This window comes from Bradyrhizobium sp. I1.14.4 (assembly GCF_050435825.1).
Lineage (GTDB): Bacteria > Pseudomonadota > Alphaproteobacteria > Rhizobiales > Xanthobacteraceae > Bradyrhizobium.
This window is the reverse complement of record NZ_JBNDLA010000005.1, coordinates 109,243-134,344: the sequence shown is the minus strand read 5'-3', so window position 1 is coordinate 134,344 and position 25,102 is coordinate 109,243. Positions and strand designations below refer to the sequence as shown.

The 25,102-nt window shown below is 65.9% G+C and carries 32 protein-coding genes and 1 pseudogene; 7 read left to right on the top strand and 26 right to left on the bottom strand.

Annotated features, from left to right (window positions below):
* Positions 1-77 precede the first annotated feature (77 nt).
* The 6 genes from ABIB78_RS12810 to ABIB78_RS12785 all read right to left on the bottom strand — a co-directional run bounded on the left by ABIB78_RS12810 (position 78) and on the right by ABIB78_RS12785 (position 3,580).
* Positions 78-791 carry a TetR/AcrR family transcriptional regulator gene (locus tag ABIB78_RS12810; RefSeq protein ID WP_429024755.1) on the bottom strand — a complete coding sequence of 238 codons (714 nt, stop codon included), beginning with the start codon at positions 789-791 and terminating at the stop codon, positions 78-80.
* Positions 792-901: 110 nt separating this feature from the next.
* The gene (locus ABIB78_RS12805) at positions 902-1,267 is read right to left on the bottom strand and encodes a hypothetical protein (protein ID WP_429024753.1); all 366 of its coding nucleotides are present in this window, start codon (positions 1,265-1,267) and stop codon (positions 902-904) included.
* 87 nt (positions 1,268-1,354) lie between these two features.
* Positions 1,355-1,780 carry a YciI family protein gene (locus ABIB78_RS12800; protein WP_429024751.1) on the bottom strand — a complete coding sequence of 142 codons (426 nt, stop codon included), beginning with the start codon at positions 1,778-1,780 and terminating at the stop codon, positions 1,355-1,357.
* 94 nt (positions 1,781-1,874) lie between these two features.
* A complete protein-coding gene (locus tag ABIB78_RS12795) occupies positions 1,875-2,291 on the bottom strand; it encodes a YciI family protein (RefSeq protein ID WP_429024749.1) in 417 nt (138 codons plus the stop codon).
* A 125-nt stretch (positions 2,292-2,416) separates the two neighbouring features.
* Positions 2,417-2,788, bottom strand: a complete 372-nt coding sequence (locus ABIB78_RS12790) for a nuclear transport factor 2 family protein (protein ID WP_429024746.1) — start codon at positions 2,786-2,788, stop codon at positions 2,417-2,419.
* A gap of 138 nt (positions 2,789-2,926) precedes the next feature.
* Positions 2,927-3,580, bottom strand: coding sequence for a glutathione S-transferase family protein (locus ABIB78_RS12785; protein ID WP_429024744.1), 654 nt, complete (start codon positions 3,578-3,580; stop codon positions 2,927-2,929).
* A gap of 158 nt (positions 3,581-3,738) precedes the next feature.
* On the opposite strand from ABIB78_RS12785, the gene ABIB78_RS12780 reads away from it, so the two are divergent.
* Positions 3,739-4,527, top strand: a complete 789-nt coding sequence (locus ABIB78_RS12780) for an SDR family NAD(P)-dependent oxidoreductase (protein ID WP_429024742.1) — start codon at positions 3,739-3,741, stop codon at positions 4,525-4,527.
* A 198-nt stretch (positions 4,528-4,725) separates the two neighbouring features.
* On the opposite strand, the gene ABIB78_RS12775 is transcribed toward ABIB78_RS12780, so the two are convergent.
* Positions 4,726-5,292 (bottom strand): histidine phosphatase family protein, encoded by a 567-nt coding sequence (locus ABIB78_RS12775; RefSeq protein WP_429024740.1) that lies wholly within the window; start codon positions 5,290-5,292, stop codon positions 4,726-4,728.
* Between the two features lie 71 nt (positions 5,293-5,363).
* On the bottom strand, positions 5,364-6,116 hold the full coding sequence (cobS, locus tag ABIB78_RS12770) for an adenosylcobinamide-GDP ribazoletransferase (RefSeq protein ID WP_429024738.1): 753 nt from the start codon (positions 6,114-6,116) through the stop codon (positions 5,364-5,366).
* Positions 6,117-6,300: 184 nt separating this feature from the next.
* Here cobS and cobT point away from each other — a divergent pair, with 184 nt between their 5' ends.
* From cobT to ABIB78_RS12755, 3 genes are all read left to right on the top strand, one after another.
* Positions 6,301-7,314: a nicotinate-nucleotide--dimethylbenzimidazole phosphoribosyltransferase gene (gene cobT / locus ABIB78_RS12765; RefSeq protein ID WP_429024736.1), complete on the top strand. Its 1,014-nt coding sequence runs from the start codon at positions 6,301-6,303 to the stop codon at positions 7,312-7,314.
* A gap of 173 nt (positions 7,315-7,487) precedes the next feature.
* Positions 7,488-7,778, top strand: coding sequence for a hypothetical protein (locus ABIB78_RS12760; RefSeq protein WP_016842535.1), 291 nt, complete (start codon positions 7,488-7,490; stop codon positions 7,776-7,778).
* A gap of 111 nt (positions 7,779-7,889) precedes the next feature.
* Positions 7,890-8,312: a hypothetical protein gene (locus ABIB78_RS12755; protein WP_429024733.1), complete on the top strand. Its 423-nt coding sequence runs from the start codon at positions 7,890-7,892 to the stop codon at positions 8,310-8,312.
* A gap of 164 nt (positions 8,313-8,476) precedes the next feature.
* On the opposite strand, the gene ABIB78_RS12750 is transcribed toward ABIB78_RS12755, so the two are convergent.
* From ABIB78_RS12750 to ABIB78_RS12730, 5 genes and pseudogenes are all read right to left on the bottom strand, one after another.
* Complete coding sequence (locus ABIB78_RS12750; RefSeq protein WP_429024731.1) at positions 8,477-8,887, bottom strand: VOC family protein; 411 nt, start codon at positions 8,885-8,887, stop codon at positions 8,477-8,479.
* 116 nt (positions 8,888-9,003) lie between these two features.
* A pseudogene (locus ABIB78_RS12745) lies at positions 9,004-9,093 on the bottom strand (polyketide cyclase); the annotation flags it as partial.
* 19 nt (positions 9,094-9,112) lie between these two features.
* Positions 9,113-9,523, bottom strand: a complete 411-nt coding sequence (locus tag ABIB78_RS12740) for a DoxX family protein (RefSeq protein ID WP_429024729.1) — start codon at positions 9,521-9,523, stop codon at positions 9,113-9,115.
* 352 nt (positions 9,524-9,875) lie between these two features.
* Positions 9,876-11,153, bottom strand: coding sequence for an RNA polymerase sigma factor (locus ABIB78_RS12735; protein ID WP_429024726.1), 1,278 nt, complete (start codon positions 11,151-11,153; stop codon positions 9,876-9,878).
* Entirely contained in the window at positions 11,150-11,542 is a 393-nt protein-coding gene (locus ABIB78_RS12730) for a YciI family protein (RefSeq protein ID WP_429024724.1), read from the bottom strand. The genes ABIB78_RS12735 and ABIB78_RS12730 overlap by 4 nt, the downstream gene beginning before the upstream one ends.
* Before the next feature lie 557 nt (positions 11,543-12,099).
* Between ABIB78_RS12730 and ABIB78_RS12725 the strand changes: the two genes are divergently transcribed.
* Positions 12,100-13,065, top strand: a complete 966-nt coding sequence (locus ABIB78_RS12725) for a 2-hydroxyacid dehydrogenase (protein WP_429024722.1) — start codon at positions 12,100-12,102, stop codon at positions 13,063-13,065.
* Positions 13,066-13,279: 214 nt separating this feature from the next.
* On the opposite strand, the gene ABIB78_RS12720 is transcribed toward ABIB78_RS12725, so the two are convergent.
* The 4 genes from ABIB78_RS12720 to ABIB78_RS12705 all read right to left on the bottom strand — a co-directional run bounded on the left by ABIB78_RS12720 (position 13,280) and on the right by ABIB78_RS12705 (position 15,657).
* On the bottom strand, positions 13,280-13,759 hold the full coding sequence (locus ABIB78_RS12720; RefSeq protein ID WP_429024720.1) for an SRPBCC domain-containing protein: 480 nt from the start codon (positions 13,757-13,759) through the stop codon (positions 13,280-13,282).
* The gene (locus ABIB78_RS12715) at positions 13,752-14,156 is read right to left on the bottom strand and encodes an ArsR/SmtB family transcription factor (RefSeq protein WP_429024718.1); all 405 of its coding nucleotides are present in this window, start codon (positions 14,154-14,156) and stop codon (positions 13,752-13,754) included. Before ABIB78_RS12715 ends, ABIB78_RS12720 begins: the two co-directional genes overlap by 8 nt.
* A gap of 98 nt (positions 14,157-14,254) precedes the next feature.
* Positions 14,255-14,905: a dihydrofolate reductase family protein gene (locus tag ABIB78_RS12710; RefSeq protein WP_429024716.1), complete on the bottom strand. Its 651-nt coding sequence runs from the start codon at positions 14,903-14,905 to the stop codon at positions 14,255-14,257.
* Positions 14,906-14,997: 92 nt separating this feature from the next.
* Positions 14,998-15,657: a TetR/AcrR family transcriptional regulator gene (locus ABIB78_RS12705; protein ID WP_429024714.1), complete on the bottom strand. Its 660-nt coding sequence runs from the start codon at positions 15,655-15,657 to the stop codon at positions 14,998-15,000.
* A 97-nt stretch (positions 15,658-15,754) separates the two neighbouring features.
* Here ABIB78_RS12705 and ABIB78_RS12700 point away from each other — a divergent pair, with 97 nt between their 5' ends.
* On the top strand, positions 15,755-16,399 hold the full coding sequence (locus tag ABIB78_RS12700) for a glutathione binding-like protein (protein ID WP_429024712.1): 645 nt from the start codon (positions 15,755-15,757) through the stop codon (positions 16,397-16,399).
* A gap of 198 nt (positions 16,400-16,597) precedes the next feature.
* Here the strand turns inward: ABIB78_RS12700 and ABIB78_RS12695 are convergent, their stop codons facing one another.
* From ABIB78_RS12695 to ABIB78_RS12655, 9 genes are all read right to left on the bottom strand, one after another.
* Complete coding sequence (locus ABIB78_RS12695; protein WP_429024710.1) at positions 16,598-17,065, bottom strand: DUF1348 family protein; 468 nt, start codon at positions 17,063-17,065, stop codon at positions 16,598-16,600.
* A gap of 86 nt (positions 17,066-17,151) precedes the next feature.
* The gene (gene ybgC, locus ABIB78_RS12690) at positions 17,152-17,601 is read right to left on the bottom strand and encodes a tol-pal system-associated acyl-CoA thioesterase (protein WP_028332822.1); all 450 of its coding nucleotides are present in this window, start codon (positions 17,599-17,601) and stop codon (positions 17,152-17,154) included.
* Between the two features lie 3 nt (positions 17,602-17,604).
* Positions 17,605-17,979 carry a type II toxin-antitoxin system VapC family toxin gene (locus ABIB78_RS12685; RefSeq protein WP_429024708.1) on the bottom strand — a complete coding sequence of 125 codons (375 nt, stop codon included), beginning with the start codon at positions 17,977-17,979 and terminating at the stop codon, positions 17,605-17,607.
* Positions 17,976-18,167 (bottom strand): type II toxin-antitoxin system VapB family antitoxin, encoded by a 192-nt coding sequence (locus ABIB78_RS12680; protein WP_429024706.1) that lies wholly within the window; start codon positions 18,165-18,167, stop codon positions 17,976-17,978. Before ABIB78_RS12680 ends, ABIB78_RS12685 begins: the two co-directional genes overlap by 4 nt.
* A 64-nt stretch (positions 18,168-18,231) precedes the next feature.
* Positions 18,232-19,149: a metallophosphoesterase gene (locus tag ABIB78_RS12675; RefSeq protein ID WP_429024704.1), complete on the bottom strand. Its 918-nt coding sequence runs from the start codon at positions 19,147-19,149 to the stop codon at positions 18,232-18,234.
* A gap of 191 nt (positions 19,150-19,340) precedes the next feature.
* The gene (ruvB, locus tag ABIB78_RS12670; RefSeq protein WP_429024702.1) at positions 19,341-20,390 is read right to left on the bottom strand and encodes a Holliday junction branch migration DNA helicase RuvB; all 1,050 of its coding nucleotides are present in this window, start codon (positions 20,388-20,390) and stop codon (positions 19,341-19,343) included.
* 193 nt (positions 20,391-20,583) lie between these two features.
* Positions 20,584-21,201, bottom strand: coding sequence for a Holliday junction branch migration protein RuvA (gene ruvA, locus ABIB78_RS12665; RefSeq protein WP_429024700.1), 618 nt, complete (start codon positions 21,199-21,201; stop codon positions 20,584-20,586).
* Positions 21,202-21,502: 301 nt separating this feature from the next.
* A complete protein-coding gene (ruvC, locus tag ABIB78_RS12660; protein WP_429024698.1) occupies positions 21,503-22,030 on the bottom strand; it encodes a crossover junction endodeoxyribonuclease RuvC in 528 nt (175 codons plus the stop codon).
* Positions 22,031-22,308: 278 nt separating this feature from the next.
* Entirely contained in the window at positions 22,309-23,055 is a 747-nt protein-coding gene (locus ABIB78_RS12655; protein ID WP_429024696.1) for a YebC/PmpR family DNA-binding transcriptional regulator, read from the bottom strand.
* A 224-nt stretch (positions 23,056-23,279) separates the two neighbouring features.
* Between ABIB78_RS12655 and ABIB78_RS12650 the strand changes: the two genes are divergently transcribed.
* Positions 23,280-25,040: a methyl-accepting chemotaxis protein gene (locus tag ABIB78_RS12650; protein ID WP_429024694.1), complete on the top strand. Its 1,761-nt coding sequence runs from the start codon at positions 23,280-23,282 to the stop codon at positions 25,038-25,040.
* The last annotated feature ends 62 nt before the right edge of the window (positions 25,041-25,102 follow it).

Sequence of the window (25,102 nt, the reverse complement as noted above, 5' to 3'; positions counted from 1 at the left end):
GTAGCCGATCCCTTGGGAAAGTCAAGCAGCGCGGATGACGCACCCTCGCAATTTTTTCTGCAATTATTTTTGAAATTTTATTTCGGTTTGCCCCAGGGACCAGCCTTGTCGCCGGCCGGTTTTTCATCCGCGGACGCAGCTCCCGGTTTCTGGTCGGTCCGGAAGCCGAGCCCGCGCAGATAAATCAGCACCTCGGCCTCGAGCAGATCCTCCGGCGACATCGGCAGCTTGCGCCGCGCGGCGTCGCCGCGGCCGAACAGCGAGGCGACGCCATGCGACATCGCCCAGATGTGCAGCGCCATCATCATCGCCGGCGGGCGCGGCTGGCCTGGCGGCGCCAGCGCCGCGAGCCGTTCGGCGGCGGCGCGGATGATCGCGAACGCACGTTCGCTTGCGGCCATCAAGGTCGGATTGGAATCGACCGGCAGGCCGGATTCGAACATCGCGGAGTAGAACGCAGGCTCCTCGCGGGCGAAGGCGAGGTAGGCCTTGCCGACCCGCTCGAACGCCGTGACGGTATCGGGGCGGCCATCGTCCCACGCTTGCGTCAAGAGCGATTCGAATTGCTCGAAGCCGCGCTGCGCGATACTGGCGATCAGTTCGTCGCGGTCGCGGAAGTGGCGGTACGGTGCGGCGGGGCTGACGCCGGCCATGCGCGCGGCATCGGCGAAGGTGAAGCCGGCCGGCCCTTTCTTCGAGATCAAGTCGAGCGCGGCCTGCAGCAAGGCCTCTTTGAGATTGCCGTGATGATAGCCGCGCTCGGCGCGGCCTTGGTCCTTGCGCCAGCTCATGTGAACGGCTTTTACATGAGCTGGCGGTAAAGGTCACTAGCGGCGGGTCAGCCGCCAATCAAGATTAACGGATGATTTCGTCGCGCAATCGGGCTTAGCGTCCCGCGAGACTACCGCCCAGGGATCGGCAGCACCGGCATGATCTCCACGGCTTCGCCCGGGAAGATCGCAAAGTGCGGGTGGTTCTCGAACAGCTTTGCCGCCGCCTCATGCGAGGGTGCGCGCACCACGGTGAAGCCGGTCATCAGATTGGCGATGTCGGCGGTGCCGTCGGCCCTGACCTTCTTGGTCTTGCCGAGCGGTCCGCCCATCTCGACGATCACGTCGTGGTGCTTCTCGACCCAGGCGCCCCACGCGGCCATGCCCTGCTGCTCCTTGGCGCGCCGTTCGGCCTCCGGCAGCGCATTCCATGCTGCCATCCGGGCGCCGGTTTTGCCGCCGCCGAGATAGACGGCGAGAAAGGTGTTGGTGCTCATCTTGCGTCTCCGTTGTGGTCGTTGGTGGTTGACGATCGGTTGGTGGCGCGGTGACGCCATGCGGCGGCATCGCTGGTCGTTCGAGCTTCAGCGGAGCGCCTTGCCCCAGCCGCCCTGCGGATGCTCGAAGGTGGCGGCCGCCTGCTGCACCTCCTCGGAGAAATCGGCCATCTCCTGCACCTGGCGGATCTCGATCATCTCGTTCGCGGTGGCCGGGCACTTGCTGGCCCATTCGATCGCCTCCGCGCGCGAGGCGACGTCGATCATCCAGAAGCCGCCGATCACTTCCTTGGCCTCGGTGAACGGACCGTCGATCACGACGGGGGCGCCGGTGTCGAACCTGACCCGCGCGCCTGACGCCGGCGGATGCAGGCCTTCCAGCGTGATCAGCACGCCGGCGTCCTTCAGCGCCTGATTGTATCGCATCATCGCGGCGACCCGTTCGGGGTCGAGCTCGAGCTTGGCCGGCGCGGACTCATAGCCGAGCGGGATCATCAGCATCATGAAACGCATTGGTCGGATTTCCTTGCTTGTTGAATCACGCGAGAATTCTCACTCTCGTCATTCCGGGCTGATCGCTTAGGCGATGCCCGGAATGACGGCAACATCACTTCCTGCCCGCCTGCGCACGCAGGCGTTCTCCCTGCTCGCGCAGCTCGGGCGTCAGCGCTTCGCCGAAATCCTCCGCCGCAAACACCTGGCGGATTTCGATCTCGGAGCCGCCGTCGAACGGCGCGCGCTTCATCCAGCCGATCGCCTCGTCGAGCGATTTGGTCTCGATCAGCCAGAAGCCGGCGACGAGGTCGCTCGTCGGGCTGAACGGGCCGTGCGACACGATGCTCTGCCCGCCGGCATATTTGACCCGGGCGCCCTTGTTGGTCGGATGCAGCCCCTCGCCGGCCTGCATCACGCCGGCCTTGACCATCTCCTCGTTGAACTTGCCCATCGCGGCGAGCAGCTCGGTGCTCGGCATCACACCGGCCTCGGTATCCCTGTTCGCCTTCACGATCACCATGAATTTCATTGTCCTGCTCCGTTGTGTCGGACCGGCGTCGCCGGTACTCGTTTCAAGGACGACGCCGGCCTTGCCACACCGACAGGCGCAGCGAAATTAGTTCGCAGGTCATTGCATCGCGCATGACATCGCCCTCAGCGCTCCTGCCTGACGAGTTCGCCGTCCTGATGCGACGGGCCGAAATACACATCGATGCGCGACACCTTGTCGCCGTCGAACACGAAGAACTCGGTGTTGCGGAAGCTCTTGCCGTCGCGGGCCACGCAGCGATAGGTGACGAAGGCTTCGGCTCCGTCGACCATGATACGCTCGATCTCGTGGCGGCCGATCCAGCCGCTGTCGCGCCAGCACTCGACGAAATAGCGCGGCTTGTCGATGTTCTCGCCATCGGGCGTCGAGAAGCGGAAATCCTCCGCGAACGCCGCCTCGACGCTCGCGCGGTCATTGGCGAGATAGGCGGCGAAGAGCCCGCGGATGATCTCCGCCCTGTTGCCAGCTGCAGCCATGTCGTCTCCACATGCTTCGCCCGGGCCCCCGGAGCGACCAGCGCTCCAGAACCCGGGCCTCAGGGAGATGACGAACGGGACGGCGCGAAAACGACATCGCGCCGCATTTATTTTCGGAACCCGGATCGGACGTCGTTTTCAGGTTTCGCTCGGGAACATGCCGAAATAGGGCTCGGCCTGCTTGAGGACCCGTGCGAAAGACGGACGCGCCTTCAGCCGCTCGAGATAGGCGGCCAGATGCCGGTGGCCCGCTGCGATCGGCTCGACCTTGTTGCCGTAGAACAGCGCCGGCGCGGCTGCGCAATCGGCCAGCGAGACATGCTCGCCCATCATCCAGCCGCCATGCGCCAGTTGCTGATCCAGGATCGCATAGGAGGTGCAGAGCTGCGCCCGCGCCTCGGCGACGCCATACGGATCCTTGCTGTCCGCAGATCGCAGCCGGTCGCCGACGATCTTCTGCATCGGCAGATGAACATAGAGATCGAGGAAGCGATCGCGCAGCCGGGTCTGCAACGCGAGCTCCGGGTCCTCGGGGATCAACCTGACGGTGCCGGGATAATGCCGGTCGAGATATTCGATGACGATGCTCGATTCAGGCACCGTCTCGCCGCGCGTTTCGTCGCGGAGCACGGGAAAGCGGCCGATCGGCGATAGCGCGAGCAGCGCCGCACGCTGTGCGGGATCGCCGAGGTTGACCATATTCGGCGTGAACGGCGCGCCGTTCTCGTAAAGCGCGACCAGCGCCTTCCAGCAGAACGAGGACAGCGGGTGGTAATGCAGGGTGAGCGACATCGGAACTCCATGATTGGACCAGTGCCCGCAGGACGAAGCCGGAGCGGCCCGGCCGACATTCTGTGCGGGGATATTTTGCCGGCATGCAAGCCGGTTGACACGCCTCGGCGAAGATCGCAGACGAACTGGCTCGCCCAACCGAACCGATGGACCGCCCAATGACTTCCTCTGCACAAAAAGTCGCGCTCGTGACCGGCGCCGCGCGCGGCATCGGGCTCGCCGCAGCGAAGCGCTTTCTCGCTGACGGCTGGCGCGTTGCGCTGCTTGATATCGAGGGCGAGTTGCAGGAGAGCGCCGTCGCGGCGCTGAAGCAGCCCGACAATACGCTGGCGCTGACCTGCGACGTGTCGGATGCCGATGGCGTGACCAAAGCGATCGCCGCGATCGCAGGCCGCTTCGGCCGGCTCGATGCGCTCGTCAACAACGCCGGCGTTGCCGTGTTCACGCCGGTGCTAGAGACCTCGGACGCCGACTGGAGCCGGATCATGGCCGTCAACCTCACCGGTCCGTTCCTGTGCACCAAGGCGGCCGCGCCATTGATGCGCGAGCATGGCGGCGGCGCGATCGTCAACATCACCTCGATCTCGGCGGTGCGCGCCTCGACGCTGCGCTCGGCCTACGGCACCAGCAAGGCCGGCCTCGCGCATCTCACCAAGCAGCTCGCGGTCGAGCTCGCCTCGCTCGGCATCCGCGTCAACGGCGTAGCGCCCGGACCGGTCGAGACCGCGATGGCGAAAGCGGTGCACACGCCGGAGATCCGCGCCGACTATCACGACGCGATCCCGCTCAACCGCTACGGGCTGGAGGAGGAGCTGGCGGAAGCGATCTTCTTCCTGTGCTCGGATCGCGCCAGCTACATCACCGGACAGATCCTCGCCGTCGACGGCGGCTTCGACGCCGCCGGCATCGGCCTGCCGACCCTGCGCGGCCAGCGGCGGAATGGGTGACGGCTGATCGAACGACCGAACAGCCGCGATGGGACTGCGCTCCCTCGCCCCGTTCTTACGGGCTCGAGACAAGCGACGCTTGCTCTTGGAGGGTTGGGGTGAGGGGCTGCTTCCGCGAGTACCGAACGCGGTGAGACCCGTACCCCCTCACCCGGATCGCATCTCGTGGCGGGGCGAGGTGAAGTGGAGCTCGCTCCACTATTCGCACCCGTTCACCGCGACGACGCGCCACGCGTCTGCCAGCCTATCGATCCGCGTCAGCGACAGCGGATCGATGACAAAGCGCAGCGCGAGCTCCGGCGCCAGTTCGAGCGCGATCGCGAGGATCGCGCGGGTGGTGCCGGAATGCACGACCAGCACGACGTCGCCCGCCGGCAAGCGCGCCAGCCCTGCCCGCGCCCGCGCGATCTGATCGGCGAAGCTTTCACCGCCCGGCGGCCGGTTGGTCCCCGGCGAATTCCAGAACGCACGATAGGCCGCGCCGAGCTCGGCCTCGATCTCGCTATGGCGACGGCCGGTCCAGTCGCCGAAATCCTGCTCGCGAAAGGCATCATCTTCCGTCGCCGTGAGGCCGAGCCGCGCGGCGGTCTCGCGGGTGCGGCGCGCCGGACTGCAAATCGCGACGGCGTGAGGCGGCAGCCGCGCCTGCAACGCGGCGAACGCCGCTGCATCGCTGAGATCCGCGGGCGCATCCGGCGCATGGATCACGCCGCGCGGACCGTCGACCGGCGCGTGGCGGATGAGCCAGAGATGAGTTTCGCCCATCTTCCGCTTCGGCTTTCCATTTTGACGCGTTTTCTTCACGCGAACCGGCACCCACTTCGCTTGAAAACGCCCTACCCCAACCGCGCCGCGAGCAGCACCAGGACGGCAGTCTCCGCGACCTGCTCGGCGCCACCAAGCACATCGCCGGTCTGGCCGCCGATCTGCCGTTTTGCCAGCTGCGCCATGATCAGTGCGCTCGCGCCGGCCGCGATCGCCGCCAGCAGCGCATTGCTGAAGGGCAGCGCGAGGATTGCGATCACCAGCGCGATACCTGCGGCGACCGCGGCAATCGTGCCGTCGGGCCGGCCGGCATTGGCTACGAGCCCGTCCGTGCGCGCATAAGGCAGACTGATCGTGATCCACGGCAGCACACCACGGCCGAGCGCATGCGCCGCGATCAGGCTCTGCACCACAAGACCGTTCTGAAGGGCAGCCAGCGCCGCGAGCTTGGCGGTAAAGCTCACCACCAACGCGAGCGCGCCATAAGTGCCGAGCCGGCTGTCGCGCATGATCTCGAGCTTGGCCGCAGGATCGCGGCCGCCGCCGAACCCGTCGGCAACGTCGGCAAGCCCGTCTTCATGCAGCGCGCCGGTCAAGAGCGCACCGACGCCGAGCGCGAGCGCCGCCGCGGCGAGGTCCGGCACGCCGATCACCCGCAACAGCAGACAGAACAGGCCTATCGCCGCGCCGATGCCGGCCCCGATCAGGGGAAACAGCCGCTGCGCCCGCGCAAAACTCTCCGGCCGCGCGCCGTCCGGATGCGGCATCGGCAGGCGGGTCAGAAAGGCAGTGGCGGTCCTGAGATCGTGGAGCCACTCACGCATGGTCTTAGCCTTCAAAGTCTTGGCCTTCAAAGTCTTGGCCTTCAAATTGCACTAAATCGCGATGAGATCAGGTCCGATCGCCAGCCCGCTTTAGCTCCTCGTTTGAGCATGATCCCTCCTGAAAAGCGCTTCACAGCGTTCCGGATCATGCATTAGCTTGCGGCCCGCTCGACGAGGGAATCGCATGCAATTCAGTACTCTAGACGACATCCGCAGCTTTTGTCGCGACCTGCCCGCAGGCGACGAGGCGAGCGCTGCGGCAGCAAGCCTGCGCCAGCAGAACCTGACCAAGCCGCCGGGCAGCCTCGGCCGGCTGGAAGAAGTTGCGATCTGGCTGGCGCGCTGGCAGCGGCGCGAGATTCCCCGGCTCGATAAGGTGACGATCGCCGTGTTCGCCGGCAATCACGGCATCGCCGAGCGCGGCGTCTCCGCCTATCCGGCCGAGGTCACCGCGCAGATGGTGGCGAACTTCGCAGCGGGCGGCGCTGCGATCAACCAGATCGCAAAACTTGCCGGCGCCGAGCTGCGCGTCGAGCCGCTCGAACTCGCACGGCCGACGCGCGACTTCACGATGGCGCCGGCGATGGATGGCGCCGATTTCCTGGTCGCCCTCGACACCGGCTGGCGCGCAGTGCCCGAGCAATGCGACCTGCTGGTGGTCGGCGAGATGGGCATCGCCAACACCACCGTGGCTGCGACGCTGTGCGCGGCATTGATGGGCGGGCGCGGCGCACGCTGGGCCGGCCGCGGCACCGGCGTCGACGATGCCGGCCTGCTGCGCAAGCGCGCCACGATCGACACCGCGCTGAAACTGCACCGCAACCTGCTCGACGATCCCCTGGCTGTCGCAGTCGCGCTCGGCGGGCGCGAGTTCGCAGCCATCGCGGGCGCCGTGCTGGCAGCGCGTGCACGATCCATTCCGGTGCTGCTCGACGGCTTCGTCGCGACGTCGGCGGTGCTGCCGCTGGCGCGGCTTGCTCCCAATGGCCTCGCGCATTGCCGCGCCGGGCATGTGTCGGCCGAGCTCGGCCACCGCGAATTGCTGCGTGAACTTGCGCTCGCCCCCCTGCTCGATCTCGAGATGCGGCTCGGCGAAGCCTCCGGTGCTGGAATTGCGATCCTGCTGCTGCGCGCCGCCCTCGCCTGTCACGCCGGCATGGCGACCTTTGCCGAGGCCGGCGTCTCCGGCGGGGGCTGAGGCCCCGGAACCACCGAACAGCGCCCAAGAACCCGGTGCATATCGTGCATGCAGGCCGGCAATCTTCGCGTGCGCAGCATGACCTATGCGCGCTGGAGGCCTAACCTCTGCCCCGGTGGGGCGCCGTCAGCGTCTCGGCCATGTTGAACCGGATACCGGGGAGAAATCACGTCATGTCGGGCGTCCTCATCAATCTGATCATTCAAGTCATCAGCGGAGCCGTCGGCGGCAATGTCGCCGCGGGAGCGGCCAAGAACATCGATCTCGGCACGCTCGGAAACACCATCGCAGGTGCCATCGGCGGCGGCGCGGGCGGACAGCTTCTGGGCATGCTGATCCCGCTGCTCGCCAATTCCGGTGCGACGCCTGACATCGGCAGCATTATCGGACAGGTGGCCGGCGGCGGCGTTGCCGGCGCGGTGCTTACCGCGATCGTGGGTGCGCTCAAGAACCGGGCAGCCTGAGCCAGTCTGTGCGGAAGGGGGATCGGTCTTGACGATGCCCCATTCCGGCGCAAGCCTTGCAGCTTCAGATGCGGCGGGACCTCGATCGCATCGCGGGCATGGATTGCGCTGATGAAGATAGTTGTCGCGGCGGCAGCCCTCTGCGCAACGGTTTGCTGCGCGCAGGCCGACGTTCGTATCCTCGCCAGCCCCGGCGGGGAGGTCGGCCCGTTCATCGAACTGTTCGACAAGGTGCGTGCGTCGGGTGAGCGCGTGGTGATCGACGGGCCGTGCCTGTCGGCCTGCACGCTGGTGCTCTCGATGGTGCCGGGCGACCGCATCTGCGTGACGCGGCGCGCTGTGCTCGGCTTCCACGCCGCGCGTTCGATCGACCGACGCGGCCGAACCTATGCGGAGCCGGAAGCATCCGAGGCGGTGCTCGAAGCCTACCCGGCGCCGGTGCGCGGCTGGATCGTGCGCCGCGGCGGCCTGAGCTCGCGCCTGCTGCTGCTGCGTGGCCGCGATCTCGCCGCGATCTATCCGCGGTGCAGGTAGGTGCGGTTAACACAGTCGCCATTGCGAGCCGCGACAGCGACGAAGCAATCCATATTACTATTACTACTTGTGGTGCGATGGATTGCTTCGCTCCGCTCGCAATGACGTAGGTGCAGCAGTGCGCACCGTGACTGTCCCTGCCCGGATGCTTGCCGAGGTTCCGCCTACATCCCTTGCGGGCAGTTCACCATCCAGGGGATGCCGAACTGATCGACGCACATGCCGAAGCCGTTGGAGAAGAAGGTCTTGCCGAACGGCATGGTGACCGTGCCGCCCTCGGACAGCGCCTTGAAGCGGCGTTCGGCTTCGGTGGGGTCCTCGACCTGCAGCGCGACGTGAAAACCCTGCGGCTTCTGGAAGTGGCCGGGCGGGGCGTCGGAGGCCATGATGATCTCGCCGTCGATCGAGACCCTGGCGTGCATGATCTTGTCCTTCCAGCCGGGCGGCGTCTGCATCTCCGCATTGCCCTCGCCGTAGGGATGGGTTTCCTCAATCCGCGCACCGAGAACCTTCTGGTAGAAATTCAGCGCGGCGCCGCAATTGCCGTCGTAGGAGAGATAGGGGTTGACCTGCATGACATGCTCCCTGGGGTAACCAGAGCCTCGTTCCGATATAATCGAAACGAGGCTCCGGATTCTTGTTTGACGCGTTTTCTTCACGCGAACCGGTAACCACTTCGCTCGAAAACGCTCTATTTTTCAGTCAGCTTCTTCAGATTGGCGAGACCGGGACCGTACATGGCCCATGTGACACTGGTCGCATTTCCCTGCGGCAGCATTGTGGATGAATCGAACAATCCCTCAACGGTGAAACGGAAGCAGCGCGCGCAGATTGCCGTCGCGCAGATAGAGACCACCCCACACCATCAGGCCGAGATAGAGCCCGAACAGCGTGTGGGTGAACATCGGGCTACCGATCCGCACATGCGATGCGATCGCGCCGCCGAGATAGCCTGTGAGCAGGATGGCACCGAGGATCGAGGTCGGCGGCACCGAGTAGAGCAGCGTGCAGACGATGGTGATGATGCCCAGGCTGCGCGCCAGCGCATCGCTCGCGCCAAAGCCCATCTTGTCCATGGTCTCGGTGACCACCGACAACGGCACCAGCTTGATCGCGCCGTCGAACAGCAGGAAGAGGACAACAACGCCGCTCATGACGCGGCCGGTGATGCGGGCAGGCTTTGAGACTTCGGCGTCGACGATCGTCGGCATGACAGGCTCCGTAACGCTTGGTGATGCTCTGCCTTCATGACGAACGGCGGGGTGCGGGGCCGACAAGGACGGTGAAGAATTTTTCGGAAGCCACGACCGGAGTTGCGAGAGCAACGCACACATTGATCAGTTCGCCCGGGGCTTACCCCTCTTCCCACCCTCCCCCACAAGGGGGGAGGGAGCCTGACTATTGTGCCCACCTCACGCAATTGGCTGGCGATGTTCTTGCTCTCACGTCAGGGAAGCACCGGCGGAGGGGTTCCCTCTCCCCTTGCGGGAGAGGGTTAGGGAGAGGGGTGCCACACGGGAAGGTTCTCAACTTGCACTCGGACGAGGTGCGACCAAGTGAGAGCTACTTCGCCTTCACATTGCGCGGCTGGCTGTCGCGCATCAGGCGGTCGATGTGCATGCGGATGTGCGCAGCTTCGGCGGTGGTGTTGGCGAGCGCGATGGCGCGGTCGAACGTGACGCGGGCTTCCTCGTTGCGGCCGAGTTGCATCAGGAATGCGCCGCGCACGCCGAAATAATGGAAATAATTGGAGAGCCGCGGCGCCAGCGGCTCGATCATCTCGAGCGCGGCTTCCGGCCCCTTCACCTTGGAGACCGCAACGGCACGATTGAGCGTCACCACCGGCGACGGCTGCATGATCTCGAGCGCGCCATAAAGCAGGTCGATCTGGGTCCAGTCGGTATCCTCGGGCTTTTCCGCACGGGCGTGAAGGGCCGCGATCGCCGCCTGCACCTGATAGGGCCCGCTCCTGCGGTGGCGCATCGCCTTGTCGATCAGCGCGAGACCCTCGGCGATCAGCTTCTGGTTCCACAGGCTGCGGTCCTGGTCGTCGAGCAGGATCACTTGGCCATCAGCGTCGAAGCGCGCGGCGGCGCGGGCATGCTGCAACAGCAATAGCGCCGTCAGCCCCATGATCTCCGGCTCGCTCTGGAACAGCCGCAGCAGCAGGCGGGCCAGCCGGATCGCCTCCTCGCACAGCGGCGAGCGGATTTCGGCGGTGTCGCCGCTCGCCGAATAGCCCTCGTTGAAGATCAGGTAGATCATCGCCGCGACCGAGACGAGGCGCTCGCTGCGCTCGACCGCGCCCGGCGTCTCGAACGGCACGTTGGCATCGGCGACGCGCGTCTTGGCCCGCGTGATGCGCTGCTCCATCGCGGCTTCCGAGACCAGGAAGGCGCGCGCGATCTGCTTCACCGACAGGCCGGAAACGATGCGCAGCGCGAGTGCGATCTGCTGGGTCGCCGGCAGGTCCTTGTGACAGCAGATGAACAGGAGCCGCAGGATGTCGTCGCGGTAATGCGAGCCGTCGAGCCGCTCGGCAAGCTCGTCCTCGGTGTCGTCGAGGTCGGAGATCGCCTGGTCATCGTCGGGCAACGGCTCCTGCTTCTTGCTGCGCCTGATGTCGTCGATCGCGACATTGCGGCCGACCATGATCAGCCACGCCGCAGGATCGCGCGGCGGGCCGTTCTGCGGCCAGCTCTTGAGCGCCCGCAGGCAGGCGTTCTGGAAGGCTTCCTCGGCGGTGTCGAGATTGCGGAAGTAGCGCAGCAACGCGCCAACCGCCTGGGGACGCGCCGATGTCAGCGCGGAATCGATCCAGGCGGTGTCGGTCACGCTCACGCCTTCGCTCTCCCCTCTACAGTCTCCTTGGCACTTCCCTGACTGAAGTAGCCGACCGGCCGGATCTCATAGGTGCCGCCGGGATTGGCCTCGCCGAGGTCGCGCGCGATGTCGAGCACCTCGTCGAGGTTCCTGCCCTCGACCAGATAGAAGCCGAGCAGCTGCTCCTTGGTTTCGGCGAACGGGCCGTCCAGCACCAGCGGCGGGTTTTCCTTGCGCAGCGTGGTCGCCGCCGTGGTCGGCAGCAGCCGCGCCACCGGGCCGAGCTTGCCCTGCTTGGCGAGCTTGTCCTGCACGACGGACAGTTTCTGCATGACCGAGGCGTCGTGCTCCTTGCTCCAGGAACCGACCATGTCTTCGTCGTGATAGCAGAGGATGGCGTACAGCATCGAAAAGGCATCTCCGTTCATTGCAAGAACGAACGATTATGCCCGCTGCCGACATGGGGCGCGAAAGAAATTTGGGTTCCGAATGCAGGTGATGGATCTGATCGAAGCTTCATCGCGAGCCTCGACCGACCGGACCTCGGCAATCGCGCATCAGGCCGTCACCGCAACGATCATGACGCGGTTATCAACAGACGGCGTAGCGGGCGGCGATCCGGGGCGCCTTGGCCTCGTCTCTCTCCGGCGGCCGACGTGGCTCCTCTGCACCGGACGGGACGCCTGGTGCCTCGGAGACTCCGTTGGTTGCGCCTGCGACGGGGCCGGCTGGGACTCGGCCTGCGCCGGCGCAACGGCCGGTTGTGTTTGAGCGGGCGTGTAGGCGGCTGCGAGCACGAGGCCGCGGCTCTGACCGGCGTGGGCGGTGGCGGCGCAGGCGACGATCAAAGCCGAGGTCAGGACCAGTTTGCGCATGGAAGTTCTCCCCTGTTGATGGCAGGAGACTAGGGGGCGGGCAGGACCCACTCTGTGACACGCATCACACTGGCGTTGGAGGTATCCGAATGAGTAAAGGCGCGCTCGCGCTGCTGATCAATGGCGGCGCGGAAAACTGGTCGTCGGCGCGCTGGAAGGCGCGGTTCGATACGGTCTGCCCGGACCGCGGCGTGGTGCTGCTGCCGGACCCGGCGCTCGATCCCGCCGAGGTGCACTATGCCGCGGTGTGGAAGCCGAAGCCGGGCGAGCTCGCGGCGTTCGGCAATCTGCGCGTCATCTTCAATCTCGGCGCCGGTGTCGATGCGCTGATGATCGACCGCTCGCTGCCCGACGTGCCGCTGGTGCGGGTCGCCGTCTCTGATCTCACCGACCGCATGACCGAATATGTCGTGCTGCATGTGCTGATGCATCACCGCCAGGAGCTCTATCTGCGGGAGTCGCAGCGGGCCAAGCGCTGGGCGCCGAAATATCAATGGGCGGCGGGCGCGATCACCGTCGGAATCATGGGGCTCGGCACGCTCGGCGCGGCCTCGGCGCACGCGCTCCGCGCGCTCGGCTTCCGGGTCGTCGGCTGGAGCCGCAACGAGAAGCGGATCGACGGCATCAGTTGCACCCACGGCGCCGACGGGCTGGAGGCGTTCCTGCGCGAGACCAACATCCTGGTCTGCCTGCTGCCGCTGACGCCTGATACAAGGCACGTGCTGAATCGCGAATTGTTCGCGAAGCTGAACCGCAACAGCCCGCTCGGCGCGCCCGTGATCGTCAATGCCGGCCGCGGCGCCTTGCAGAACGAGGCCGACATCCTGCGCGCGCTCGACGACGGCACGCTGGGTGCCGCCTCGCTCGACGTCTACGAGACCGAGCCGCTGCCCGAGGTGAGCCCGTTCTGGAGCCATCCGAAGGTGGTGCTGACGCCGCACAACGCCGCTGACACCGACGCCGACGAGATCTCGAAATATGTCGCGCAGCAGATCGCGCGCTTCGAGGCCGGCGGCGCGCTGGAAAACCTCGTTGACCGCAAGCGGGGGTACTAAGGCGGTGTCGTCCCGGGCAAGCCAACGGGTCGGCGCAAAGCGCCGCCCGATGACAGGCTCCGCGCGACCCGGGACCCATAATCACGACACACTGTTGTTGAGCAGAATGTCCCCGCGCGTGCCCCAAAGAGAGGCCGCGAGGTATGGGTCCCGGCCTTCGCCGGGGACGACCACGGATCTGTGGATCACGGCAAGGCGGCCCAGAGCCTTTGCGTCAGCCCATCCCGGCAACGATCTCCGCGAGCCGGTCGTAGGCCGGCTCGACGCCCTTCTCGATGCCGGAATTGAGGTGGCCGTCGCGAGCCTCCTTGGTGGGATGCTTGATCGTGGTGGTCAGCGTGGTCGTGCCGCCTTCCTCGACGAAGGTCGAGGTGACCAGATATTCGTCGCTGGTGAAGCCCGGCATCGCAAAGGTCTCGCCGAGTGCGATGCGGTCCGGGCGCGCGACCTCGCGGTAGGTGCCGGTGAGGACGTGCTCGATCCCCTCCGGCGAACGGAATACGTAGCGATAGCGGCCACCGACGCGCAGGTCGATCTCGCAAACCGGCATCGCCATTGCGTCGCAGCCGAGCCAGCGAACGAGATATTCCGGCTTGGTCATCGCATCGAACACCAGGTGCCGCGGCGCGTCGAACTGGCGCGTCATGGCGAACTCGAGATCCGACGGGGTCGTGATCCTCAGTGTCTTATCCACGCGAGCGTCCACGTTGCTTCTCCTTCTTTATTCTGACTTTGCGGGTGGTGCGCGGCGAGGCCTTTGCGACCTGCTCCGCCTTCATCTCCTTGAGCAGGCCGTCGAGGCGGTTGAAGCTCTCGTCCCAGAAGCGGCGGAAATTCCCGAGCCAGCCGTCGACCTTTTTGAACGAGGCGGGCGCGATCCGGCACGGCCGCCACTGCGCCTCGCGCCCGCGCGAGATCAACCCGGCATGTTCCAGCACCTTCAGGTGCTTGGAGATCGCCGGCAGGCTCATGTCGAACGGCTTTGCCAGCTCCATCACCGATGTCTCGCCGAGCGCGAGCCGCGCCAGGATCGCGCGCCGGGTTGGATCGGCCAGCGCCGCGAAGGTCGAACTGAGGGGGTCGAGCGGCATTTATTTAGCTCATCGGTTAAATAACCTTTGGGTTAAATAAAACCAAACCGCGCCGGCGTCAACGGCGGATTCTTGCCGCTGACGCAGACGTGAGCGGTTTAGGACTTGCGCGCGAAGATGACGTGCGTGGCGTACGGGCTCGCGACGTGCGAGACGACGCCATAGCCGAGAGCAGGCAGGTCGAGGCCCGCGAACAGGCTCTCGCCGGCGCCGAGCACGACCGGCGGCAACACCAGCTGCAGCTCATCGAGGAGGCGCGCTTGCAGGAATTGCCGCACCACCGACACACCGCCGCCGACGCGGATGTCCTTGTCCCCCGCAACCGCGCGCGCGCGCTCCAGTGCGGCAAGCATGCCATCGGTCACGAAATGGAACGTGGTGCCGCCTTGCATCGGCAGGTCGGGCCGTGCGTGATGGGTCAGCACGTACACCGGCGTGTGGTACGGCGGATTGTCGCCCCACCAGCCTTTCCAGGCATGATCCGGCCAAGGCCCGCGGATCGGGCCGAACATGTTCCGTCCGAGGATCCAGGCGCCGATGTTTTCCATCGACTTGCGGGCGATCTCGTCGTCGAGCCCGGTCGTCCCGCCGTCCTGGCCGATCATTGCGCGAAAGGCGCGCGTCTCGAAGAACCACGCGGCGGGCAGGGCCAGGCCGCCCTCGCCGAATGGATGTTCGAGGCTCTGGCGCGGCGCGGCGCCAAATCCGTCGATCGAAACCGTGAACGCAGAAGTCCTGACTTTTCCCATGATATTCCGCTTCCGTGAGTTGAGGGACCTTACGGAAGACGAGCCGGAAAAACAGCGGCCGACATTTGCTGCGGCAGAAATTTCGCCCGTGGCTATTTCGGCCCGCACAGCACGTCGAGGGCGCCCTTCACGATCGCCTCGAGCTCCTTGCGCGGCACCCGGGCGCGGGCACGGATCGCGATGGTATGGATGGTGGCGGAGGCGAGATGCGCCAGCGACGCCGGATCGGGGCCGTCAGGCAGCTCGCCGCGCTCCTTGGCATGGCGGAAGCAGGTGGCGAACGCCTTGTCGAGCCCGGTCAGCCCCTCCAGCACCATGGTACGGATGCCGGGATCGGATACCGCCTCCGACGCCGCGGTCATCACCGTGAAGCAGCCGCGTGGGCCGGACTCGCCGGAGAGATAGATGTCGAGCGCGATCCGATAGATGCGCTCGAGCCGCTCCCGCAGCGGCGCATCGGCGCGGAAGATGTCGGCCATCGCGGCGCGCGCGTCATCGCGGTAGCGCTGGTAGCTCTTGATGTAGAGCTCGCGCTTGTCGCCGAACGCGCCATAAAGGCTCGGCCGGTTCATGCCGGTTGCGGCGCTGAGATCATCGAGCGAGGTCGCGGCAAAGCCGTCGCGCCGGAACAGGTCGAGCGCCTTGCCGAGCGCGACATCAGGCTCATAGGCGCGCGGCCGCCCGCGCCGCTTCGGTGCGACCGGCGCCTCGATTTTGGCAGCAGATGGCGGCTTCTTGCTCTTTTGTACCATTTCGCATTTAATTCCTTGACGCCATTAATATTATCCAAGACAGTACAAAAATCAACAACGGCCGGACAGCCGTGCCAGACACTCCAAGGAGGCACAAATGGACCTTTATTTCTCGCCGCTTGCCTGCTCGATGGCGACCCGCGTCGCGCTCTATGAAGCGGGCCAGCCGGCCAACTATCTCGAGGTCGATCCGAAGACCAAGCAGGTGCGCAACGACGGCACCGACTTCAACAAGGTCAACCCGCTCGGGCTGGTGCCGACGCTGCGCACCGACGACGGCGTGGTGCTGACCGAGAACGCCGCGATCCTGCAATATGTCGCCGACCAGTTCCCGCGCGCCGGCCTCGGCACCGCGTCGAACGCCGAGCGTTCACGGTTGCACCAGTGGCTGTGCTTCATCGGCACCGAGCTGCACAAGGGCCTGTTCCTGCCGCTGCTCGACAAGAAGGCGCCGCCCGACGCCAAGACTTACGCGCTGGAGAAGTACGTGTCGCGGCTCGATTATCTCGAAAACCATCTGAAGGGCCGCGACTACCTGCTCGATCATTTCAGCGTCGCCGACGCCTATCTCGTCACGGTGATCAACTGGACCATGGCAACGCCACCGATCGAGCTCGCGAAATGGCCGGCGCTGAAGGCCTACTACGAGCGCCTGCGCACGAGGCCGTCGGTTGCGAAGGCGGTCGCGGAAGAGTTCGAGCTCTACAAGGCCGAGATGGCGCGGCATAAGGCTGCGGCGTAAGGCTTGACGCACGAGGTGTACCGGCTCCCGAACGGGGGCCGTTCATCCTTCGAGGCTCGCTCCGCTCGCACCTCAGGATGACGGAGCTGGCTTTCTTTGCGCGCTGAGTGCTAGCCGGTCACTCAACCTTATCCCGTCATGCTGAGGAGCGCGGAACGCGCGTCTCGAAGCACGACGGCCCGGCGCGCTGCCGCACGATCAGAACGGACTTTCCCCCAATCCGGGCACGTCGGCCGGACGCGGGCCCGGGGCGGGCCAGTGGAAGCGGCGGTCTTTCTCTGCAATCGCGATGTCGTTGATCGAGGCCTCGCGGCGGCGCATCAGGCCGTGCCCATCGAACTCCCACTGCTCGTTGCCGTAGGAGCGAAACCAGTTGCCGCCGGCGTCGTGCCATTCGTACTGGAAGCGCACCGCGATGCGGTTGCCGTCGAACGCCCAGAGATCCTTGATCAGGCGATACTCCATCTCCTTTTCCCACTTGCGGGTCAGGAAGGCCTCGATCGCGGCACGGCCCTGAAACACCTCGGCGCGATTGCGCCAGCGGCTGTCCTCGGTATAGGCGAGCGCAACCCGCGCCGGGTCGCGCGAATTCCATGCATCTTCCGCCATGCGCGCCTTCTGCGCGGCGGTCTCGCGGGTGAAAGGCGGCAGCGGCGGACGTGACATCGGCGATCCCTCGCGGTTGTTTTGTCACACGCAAATCTAGCGCCCTGCGGCACAGAGTCGATGGGCCGTTTCCTATCGCCCGATAGCTAGGCCAAATCGGCCTTCATCAGCGCCCGGATGGCCTTCGGTATCGGCTGCGCGCGGCCGCCGCTGATGAAGGCGACGCGGACCTCGGCCTTCACAAGCACGTCATCGCCGCGCCGAACCTCCTGCGCAAGCATGATGGACGCGCCCTTCACCGCGATCGGCCAGGTCACCACGTCGAGCACGTCGTCCATCCGCGCGGGCTTGAGGAAATCGAGCGTCATCGAGCGCACGACAAAGGCGAAGCCACCGGTCTCCTCTTGCGCCTCGTCGAACAGCGCCTGCTGCTCGGCGCCCATCAGGCGGAGATGATTGGTGCGACCGCGCTCCATGAAGCGCAAATAATTGGCGTGGTAGACGATGCCGGAGAAGTCGGTGTCCTCGTAATAGACGCGGACCTGCATATGGTGGCGGCCGTCGCGGATCTGGCCGTCGAGAATGGGTGAAGTCATTGGCTATTCCGCAATCCCGGCGGCGAGGGACAAGGCTTGGGCTGCCGCCAGCGCACGCTTGTCGCGCGTCCAAAGCAACGTCTCCGGCGTGAGTGCCGTGGCGGCAAGAAGATGAGCATCGACGTAACCGATCCCCGATCCGGGCAACTTTCGATCCGATATGAATTGCAGGACCTCATCGGTGGTTGCGACGATCGCTTTTGGAAGCGTATTCAGGTCGCCCATCATGTCGGCGATCTTCGGCACGTGCCCGAGCATCAATTCGCCGATGACAAAAGGATGCATAACGACGTCCCCGTGGTCTAGAAATCCGGCTAGTTGGCGGTCGCCGCGGCGAAAGTGATCGATCCAAATCGACGTATCAACAAGCACCCTCATTTGGGGCGCCGGCGCGGCGGTGCCTTGGCGTCCGGCTGCGTACCACCCATCCGGGCGAGACGGCGGGCGGCTTCACGTTCGACGAACGCCTTCAACGCCTCCCGTATGACGGCAGACTTCTCTGTGACACCGGCAAACTCCTGCGCCTTGGCAAACAATTCATCGTCAATGGCAATGGTTGTTCTCATGATGGCGGTCCTCGGCATCAAATATAACATCAATTGATGCCGATTTCCATGCCCGCAAGCGCGGTCAGGACACCACCGGTCCCTTTGCGCCGAGCGTGACCTGCACGATCTCGGGCGGCACGCCGAGACGGAACGGCATGATGCTGCAGCCGAGGCCGCCGGAGACGACGACGTCGCATTTCAGCTTCATGTGGCCATAGGCGAGCCGCATGCCGTGCTTGACCGGCACCGCGGGCGACCATCCGAGCAGCCGGACCTGGCCGCCATGAGTGTGGCCGGACAGTTGCAGTGCGACGCGCGGGGGCACGCGGAGCGCAACGTCGGGCTCGTGCGCGAGCAGGATCACCGGCGCGTCGTCGGTGACCTTGGCGAGCGTGGCGTTGAGATCGTCGACGCCGATGCGCCGGACCTCGCGATAGCGCCGCGCCGGCAGATAGGCGAGCTGGTCGCCGAGACCCGCGAGCCAGAACGCACGGCCACCCTTGACCAGCCGCACTGCGTCGTTCTCGTAGACCGGGATGCCGGTGCGCTCCAGCGCACGGCGCGCGACGGGTGTGCCCTGCCCTTGCCGCTGTACCGTCTTGTCGTCCCAATAATCGTGATTGCCGAGCACGGCATGCACGCCGAGCGGCGCCTTCAGGCCCTTCAGCACCGCAGCCCATTCGGAGGCCGGAATGAACCGCGTGACGTGGCGCAGCCCCGCGACATAGTCGCCGAGCAGCACGATGATGTCGGCATTCAGCGCATTGGTCCGCTCGACGATCTCAGTGATGCGGTCGAGCGACATCCAGGGATCGCAGGCGTGAATGTCGGCGAGCGCAGCGATCCTGAGCGGAAAGTCCGCCGGCCATTGCCGGGGCGACAGATCGTAACGCGTGAGCGCGAGGCGGACGACCGGCTCGCTGACGCCGTAGGCCGCGGTCGAGGCGGTGGCGGCGGTCAATCCGCCGGCGGTGCGTAGAAAGCTTCGACGTGAAATCATGGACGTGTGATCGGTGATGCCTGGCGCTTCCTGGAAGCGCTCCAAGCGATCATAGGCCCTTTGATTGGAGCGAAATTGGGCCGCGTTTGTGCAGACGGCCTGCAGGGACGTCGCAATGGTTAGCGGGCAAGGTTACCGGCAGCGCGATACGCTGCATCAACACGTCTTTTCACGTCTTCGGGAGCGCGGACTCAGTCCTCGTCGCCATTGCCGCCGAACAGGCCGAATTGCGAGGGATCGCGGTTCGGCTCGGCGAGACCGAGATGGCGGAAGGCATGCGAGGTCAGGAGCCGGCCGCGCGGGGTGCGTTGCAGATAGCCACACTGGATCAGATAGGGCTCGATGATGTCCTCGATCGCATCGCGCGGCTCCGACAGCGCCGCCGCCATGGTCTCGACGCCGACGGGTCCGCCGCCATAGTTCAAGGCAATGGTGGTGAGATAACGCCGGTCCATCGCGTCGAGCCCGGCGCTGTCGACCTCGAGCGCGCTCAGCGCCCGGTCGGCGATGCCGCGGTCGATGGCGTCGGCATCAGCGGCCGACGCGAAATCGCGCACGCGGCGCAGCAGGCGGCCGGCGATGCGCGGCGTGCCGCGGGCACGGCGCGCGATCTCATTGGCGCCGTCCGGGCTCATGCCGATGTTGAGCACGCGGGCGCCGCGGGTGACGATCTTCTCGAGCTCTTCCTCGGTATAGAAATTGAGCCTGATCGGAATGCCGAAGCGGTCGCGTAGCGGGTTGGTGAGCAGGCCTGCGCGCGTCGTCGCGCCGACCAGCGTGAATTTCGACAGCTCGATCTTCACCGAGCGCGCCGCGGGACCTTCGCCGATGATCAGGTCGAGCTGAAAATCCTCCATCGCGGGATAGAGCACTTCCTCGACCGCCGGGCTCAGGCGATGGATCTCGTCGATGAACAGCACATCGCGCTCTTCCAGATTGGTGAGCAGCGCCGCGAGATCGCCGGCCTTCGCGATGACCGGGCCGGAGGTGGCACGGAAGCCGACACCGAGCTCGCGCGCGACGATCTGCGCCAGCGTGGTCTTGCCGAGGCCGGGGGGGCCGACGAACAGCACGTGATCGAGCGCCTCGCCGCGTTTCTTCGCGGCCTCGATGAAGATCGAGAGATTCTTGCGCGCCTGGGCCTGGCCGACGAACTCGGTCAGCGACTGCGGACGCATCGCGGTGTCGCCGACATCGTCGGAGCGGCGTTCGGGCGTGACCATGCGCGAGGGCGTGTTCATGATGCGAGACTAACACGGGGCTGGTAGTTCCCCCTCGCCCCGCGCTTGCGGGGAGAGGGTCGGGGTGAGGGGCTCTCTCGGCCCGGCGATGCGCATGGAGAGACCTGTACCCCCTCACCCGGATCGCTGCGCGATCCCACCTCTCCCCGCAAGCGGGGCGAGGTGAAGAACGGCTCACGCGAGTATCGACTATTCACTTCGACAATTCCTTCAGGCCGAGCCGGATCAGCTGCGCGGTCTCGGCCTTCTCACCGGCGCTGCGCGAGGCGGCGGCGATGGCGGCGGAGGCCTGCGGCTGGCCGTAGCCGAGATTGACCAACGCGGAGATCGCGTCTGTGACCGGGCGTGGCGCGCGGTTGTTGTCGATTGCGCCTGACAACTGCACCACGGCGGGATCGACGTCGGCAAAGCCCGGCGCCTTGTCCCTCAACTCGCTGACGATGCGCTCGGCGACCTTCGGCCCGACCCCCGGCGTGCGCGCCACCGCTGCCTTGTCACGCAGCGCGATCGCGTTGGCGAGATCGGTCGGCGGCAGCGTGCCGAGCACCGCGAGCGCGACCTTGGCGCCGACGCCCTGCACGGTCTGCAGCAGGCGAAACCATTCGCGCTCGAGATCCGAGCGAAAGCCGAACAGCTTGATCTGGTCTTCGCGGACATAGGTCTCGATCGAGAGCACGGCGGCGCCGCCCGGCGACGGCAGCGCCTGCAACGTGCGACTGGCGCAATGCACCTGATAGCCGACGCCGCCGACGTCGAGGATCACGTAATCCTCGCCATAGGAATCGATCAGGCCCTTGAGCTTGCCAATCATGAGGACCACCCGGATTGGATGCTCGCTTCGACACGTGTGAGGGAGGCACCAGCGGAAGGGTTCCCTCCCCCCTTGCGGGGGAGGGTTAGGGAGAGGGGTGCCGCTTGTTCGATCGCCGCACGCATGACGCGATAAGCACTCGCACCGCGCTCGATTGTATCGCGCGCTTCGTTGACGCCATGTCGTTGCATTTCATAGGCCGTCGCCTGGGGCTTACCCCTCTCCCCAGCCCTCCCCCGCAAGGGGGGAGGGAGCTTGACGAGCGTGCGCCCCTCACGTCGCGCGAAGTCGCAATCGTCAATCATAGGCTCGCCACCCTGAGGCGCAGCGCGATGCTCTGGCGGTGATGCGCATGCGTAATCGCGACCGCGAGCGCGTCGGCGGCGTCGGCGGATGGCGGCTCGGCCTTCGGCAGCAGGATCTTCAGCATCACCTGGATCTGGTTCTTCTCGGCATGACCGGCGCCGACCACGGTTTTCTTGACCTGGTTCGGCGCGTATTCGGCGACCGAGATACCGAACATTGCGGGCGCCAGCATGGCGACGCCGCGGGCCTGACCGAGCTTCAGCGTGGCAACGCCGTCCTTGTTGACGAAGGTCTGCTCGACCGCCGCCTCCGCCGGCCTGTAGTCGCCGAGCACGGCGGCCAGCCCTTCATGGATCGCGAGCAGCCGGTTCGCCAGCGGCAGATCGTCCGGCGGCTCGACCGAACCGCAGGCGACATAGACCAGACGGTTGCCTTCGGTCTCGATCACGCCCCAGCCGGTGCGGCGGAGACCCGGATCGATACCGATGATACGGACGGGAGAGCGAATCGGCTGCGATGTCATGGGCTAGTGATACCGCCTGCGCCGGGAGAACGAAACACAAACGGAGCGCCGTCCCCTGCTCCGCGTATCATCGCACCGTGCTCGTCATCCAGCCCTACTCGTCATCCCCGAAAGCGGCGAGCCAGTACGCCGCGGCTTCTCGGATCAAACGCAGGCCTCTCGAATACTGGATCGCCCGGTCCCGTCTACGCCAAGGCTTCGATGGGGGTCACGGATTCAGGCACGCCGAAGCTTCAGCGGAGGCGGCAAGCCGGGCGATGACAGTGGAGCAACGCGCGTCAGCCGCCCATCTTAGCGATCAGCGCGTCGGACACCTCGAAATTGGCGAACACGTTCTGCACGTCGTCGTGCTCGTTGAGCAGGTCGATCAGCTTCAACAGCTTTTCGCCGGTCTCGTCGTCGACCGAGACGGTGTTCTGCGGCTTCCAGGTCAGCGCCGCCTTGCGCGGCTCGCCGAACTTCGCCTCCAGCGCTTTTGCTACTTCGCGGAAGGTGTCCTGCGCGGCGTAGACCTCGTGGCCGGCCTCGCTGGAGACCACGTCGTCGGCGCCGGCCTCGATCGCGGCGTCCAGCATGGCATCGTCGGAGGCGACCTTGGCGTCGTATTCGATGATGCCGGTATGGTCGAACATGAAGGCGACCGAGCCGGTTTCGCCGAGATTGCCGCCCGATTTCGTGAAGAACGAGCGGATGTCGGAGGCGGCGCGGTTGCGGTTGTCGGTCAGCGCCTCGACGATCACCGCGACGCCGCCCGGACCATAGCCCTCGTAGCGGATCTCGTCATAGTTCTCGCCCTCACCGCCGATCGCCTTCTTGATGGCACGATCGATATTGTCCTTCGGCATGTTCTCGGCGCGGGCCGCAACCACGGCGGCGCGCAGCCGCGGGTTCATCGCAGGATCCGGGGTGCCGAGCTTGGCCGCCACGGTGATTTCGCGGGCCAGCTTGCCGAAAAGCTTCGACTTCTGGGCATCCTGCCGGCCCTTGCGGTGCATGATGTTCTTGAATTGGGAATGGCCGGCCATGCGACGTCTCTTCGGAGCTTAGTGTCTGATCAGGGTGGAAAACGCGGCCTTATAGGCCCCTATCGGTCAAAATCAAAGGATCGGCGGGGCCCTCCGGCAGAGGAATACTACCGCATGCCGGAATATGAGGCACTTGTTAACCATGACTTCACGACCGGATGCGAGGATCGCCCCGTCCCGCTGCAACTTTCCAAGGCAACTCCCAGAAGCCCCAAAGAGCCCCCATGGCGTTCGGTTTGTTTCGAAAGCAAGTGCCGGAGCCGGCTGCGCCGGCCGTCGCGCCGCAGGTTCCAAATGCTGCGCCTGAAGTCTCGACCGAGACTGATTCGTCCGGTGATTCGGCCAAGGAAATCCTGGAACTGCTGGAACTCGAGCTCGGCGCGATGATCCGCCAGCTCGAACGTGCCGCGGGCTCGGTTGCCGACGGTGCCGAAGCGACGGCAGCCAAGCTTGCGACCATCCGCGCGCGCACCGATGCGCTCACCGGCCGCAGCAGCGATGCGCAGAGCACCGCGACGACGTTCTCTGAAGCGGCCAACCGTTTCACCCATTCCGCCGAGGGCATCGGCGCGCAGGTGCGCAGCGCCGGCCAACTCGCCGACGACGCCGCGGCCGCGGCGCGCGAGGCCACCGCCAATGTCGATCGGCTGCGCGAATCCTCGGCGGCGATCGGCAACGTCGTCAACCTGATCGCGCAGATCGCGCGGCAGACCACGCTGCTGGCACTCAACTCGACGATCGAGGCCGCACGCGCCGGCGCCGCGGGCAAGGGCTTTGCGGTGGTCGCCACCGAGGTTAAGGCGCTCGCCGTGCAGACCCAGAGCGCGACCGAGGAGATCACGCGGAAGATCGAGGCGCTGCAGAAGGACGCCACCGGATCGGCGGACGCCGTCCACCGCATCTCGCAGGCGATCGAAAGGATCCGCCCCGTGTTCGACAACGTCAACGGCGCGGTCGCCGAGCAGAACCAGATCACCGGCGAGATGGGCCAGAACGCGGCCTCCGCCTCGCATTTCATCGTCTCGGTCGGCACCAGCGCCGGCGAGATCGACAGTGCGACACGCGAAGCCGCCGCGCATGGTGACAATGTCGCGAAGGCCGGCAAGGCGGTAACTGCGTTCGCCCAGAAGCTGAAGGCACGCTGCGCGGTGCTGCTGCGCCAGGACGAGCGCGGCGATCCGCGCAAGAACGAGCGCCTGCCCTGCAACCTCAAGATCGAGATCACGACCGCGCGCGGCATCGTCACCGCGCCGGTCTACGAGATCGCGATGGACGGCATCCTGATCGGCGGGCCCGATGCCGAGAAGCTGCCGGCCGATGAGAGTATGAGCGCCACCCTGCAGGATATCGGCGCATGCCGGATCAGGATCGGCGACCGCTCCAAGGCCGGTGCGCAGGCCCGCTTCGAGGCGGCGACCGCCGAACTGCGGGAAAAGGTCGAAGACCGGATGTGGGCGATCCACGAGGAGAACGCCGAACTCGTCACCCGCGCGATGGAAGCAGGCAGCGCGCTGAGCAGGATTTTCGAGAACGGACTGGCGAGCGGCGCCATCACGCTCGAGGACATGCTCGACACCGACTATGTCGAGATACCCGGTACCAACCCGGTGCAGTACCGCACCAAGATGCTGGATTGGGCGGATCGCGCGCTGCCCGCCTTGCTAGAAGCGTTCCTCGCCAAGGACCAGCGGATGGCGTTCTGCGCGACGGTCGACCGAAACGGCTATTTGCCGGTTCACAACAAGATCTACTCGCATCCGCAGCGGCCGGGCGATGTCGCCTACAACACCGCCAACTGCCGCAACCGCCGCATCTTCAACGATCCGGCCGGGCTTGCCGCCGCCCGCAACCAGCGCGCCTATCTGATCCAGAGCTACGCACGCGACATGGGCAACGGCACCACCGTGATGATGCGCGAGATCGACGTGCCGATCCGCGTTCGCGGCCGGCACTGGGGCGCCTTCCGCACCGCCTACAAGCTCTGAGCGGGCGCGAGTGCACGCTCAGGCAAGACCGGCGGCGCGAATCACGCTTTAGGATTGGGATG

Bases quoted from the DNA above. Each gene is read 5' to 3' on its own strand.
- ABIB78_RS12810 (WP_429024755.1), bottom strand. From the start codon at position 791: ATGAGCTGGCGCAAGGACCAAGGCCGCGCCGAGCGCGGCTATCATCAC.
- ABIB78_RS12805 (WP_429024753.1), bottom strand. From the start codon at position 1,267: ATGAGCACCAACACCTTTCTCGCCGTCTATCTCGGCGGCGGCAAAACC.
- ABIB78_RS12800 (WP_429024751.1), bottom strand. From the start codon at position 1,780: ATGCGTTTCATGATGCTGATGATCCCGCTCGGCTATGAGTCCGCGCCG.
- ABIB78_RS12795 (WP_429024749.1), bottom strand. From the start codon at position 2,291: ATGAAATTCATGGTGATCGTGAAGGCGAACAGGGATACCGAGGCCGGT.
- ABIB78_RS12790 (WP_429024746.1), bottom strand. From the start codon at position 2,788: ATGGCTGCAGCTGGCAACAGGGCGGAGATCATCCGCGGGCTCTTCGCC.
- ABIB78_RS12785 (WP_429024744.1), bottom strand. From the start codon at position 3,580: ATGTCGCTCACCCTGCATTACCACCCGCTGTCCTCGTTCTGCTGGAAG.
- ABIB78_RS12780 (WP_429024742.1), top strand. From the start codon at position 3,739: ATGACTTCCTCTGCACAAAAAGTCGCGCTCGTGACCGGCGCCGCGCGC.
- ABIB78_RS12775 (WP_429024740.1), bottom strand. From the start codon at position 5,292: ATGGGCGAAACTCATCTCTGGCTCATCCGCCACGCGCCGGTCGACGGT.
- cobS (WP_429024738.1), bottom strand. From the start codon at position 6,116: ATGCGTGAGTGGCTCCACGATCTCAGGACCGCCACTGCCTTTCTGACC.
- cobT (WP_429024736.1), top strand. From the start codon at position 6,301: ATGCAATTCAGTACTCTAGACGACATCCGCAGCTTTTGTCGCGACCTG.
- ABIB78_RS12760 (WP_016842535.1), top strand. From the start codon at position 7,488: ATGTCGGGCGTCCTCATCAATCTGATCATTCAAGTCATCAGCGGAGCC.
- ABIB78_RS12755 (WP_429024733.1), top strand. From the start codon at position 7,890: ATGAAGATAGTTGTCGCGGCGGCAGCCCTCTGCGCAACGGTTTGCTGC.
- ABIB78_RS12750 (WP_429024731.1), bottom strand. From the start codon at position 8,887: ATGCAGGTCAACCCCTATCTCTCCTACGACGGCAATTGCGGCGCCGCG.
- ABIB78_RS12740 (WP_429024729.1), bottom strand. From the start codon at position 9,523: ATGCCGACGATCGTCGACGCCGAAGTCTCAAAGCCTGCCCGCATCACC.
- ABIB78_RS12730 (WP_429024724.1), bottom strand. From the start codon at position 11,542: ATGCTGTACGCCATCCTCTGCTATCACGACGAAGACATGGTCGGTTCC.
- ABIB78_RS12725 (WP_429024722.1), top strand. From the start codon at position 12,100: ATGAGTAAAGGCGCGCTCGCGCTGCTGATCAATGGCGGCGCGGAAAAC.
- ABIB78_RS12715 (WP_429024718.1), bottom strand. From the start codon at position 14,156: ATGCCGCTCGACCCCCTCAGTTCGACCTTCGCGGCGCTGGCCGATCCA.
- ABIB78_RS12710 (WP_429024716.1), bottom strand. From the start codon at position 14,905: ATGGGAAAAGTCAGGACTTCTGCGTTCACGGTTTCGATCGACGGATTT.
- ABIB78_RS12705 (WP_429024714.1), bottom strand. From the start codon at position 15,657: ATGGTACAAAAGAGCAAGAAGCCGCCATCTGCTGCCAAAATCGAGGCG.
- ABIB78_RS12700 (WP_429024712.1), top strand. From the start codon at position 15,755: ATGGACCTTTATTTCTCGCCGCTTGCCTGCTCGATGGCGACCCGCGTC.
- ABIB78_RS12695 (WP_429024710.1), bottom strand. From the start codon at position 17,065: ATGTCACGTCCGCCGCTGCCGCCTTTCACCCGCGAGACCGCCGCGCAG.
- ybgC (WP_028332822.1), bottom strand. From the start codon at position 17,601: ATGACTTCACCCATTCTCGACGGCCAGATCCGCGACGGCCGCCACCAT.
- ABIB78_RS12685 (WP_429024708.1), bottom strand. From the start codon at position 17,979: ATGAGGGTGCTTGTTGATACGTCGATTTGGATCGATCACTTTCGCCGC.
- ABIB78_RS12680 (WP_429024706.1), bottom strand. From the start codon at position 18,167: ATGAGAACAACCATTGCCATTGACGATGAATTGTTTGCCAAGGCGCAG.
- ABIB78_RS12675 (WP_429024704.1), bottom strand. From the start codon at position 19,149: ATGATTTCACGTCGAAGCTTTCTACGCACCGCCGGCGGATTGACCGCC.
- ruvB (WP_429024702.1), bottom strand. From the start codon at position 20,390: ATGAACACGCCCTCGCGCATGGTCACGCCCGAACGCCGCTCCGACGAT.
- ruvA (WP_429024700.1), bottom strand. From the start codon at position 21,201: ATGATTGGCAAGCTCAAGGGCCTGATCGATTCCTATGGCGAGGATTAC.
- ruvC (WP_429024698.1), bottom strand. From the start codon at position 22,030: ATGACATCGCAGCCGATTCGCTCTCCCGTCCGTATCATCGGTATCGAT.
- ABIB78_RS12655 (WP_429024696.1), bottom strand. From the start codon at position 23,055: ATGGCCGGCCATTCCCAATTCAAGAACATCATGCACCGCAAGGGCCGG.
- ABIB78_RS12650 (WP_429024694.1), top strand. From the start codon at position 23,280: ATGGCGTTCGGTTTGTTTCGAAAGCAAGTGCCGGAGCCGGCTGCGCCG.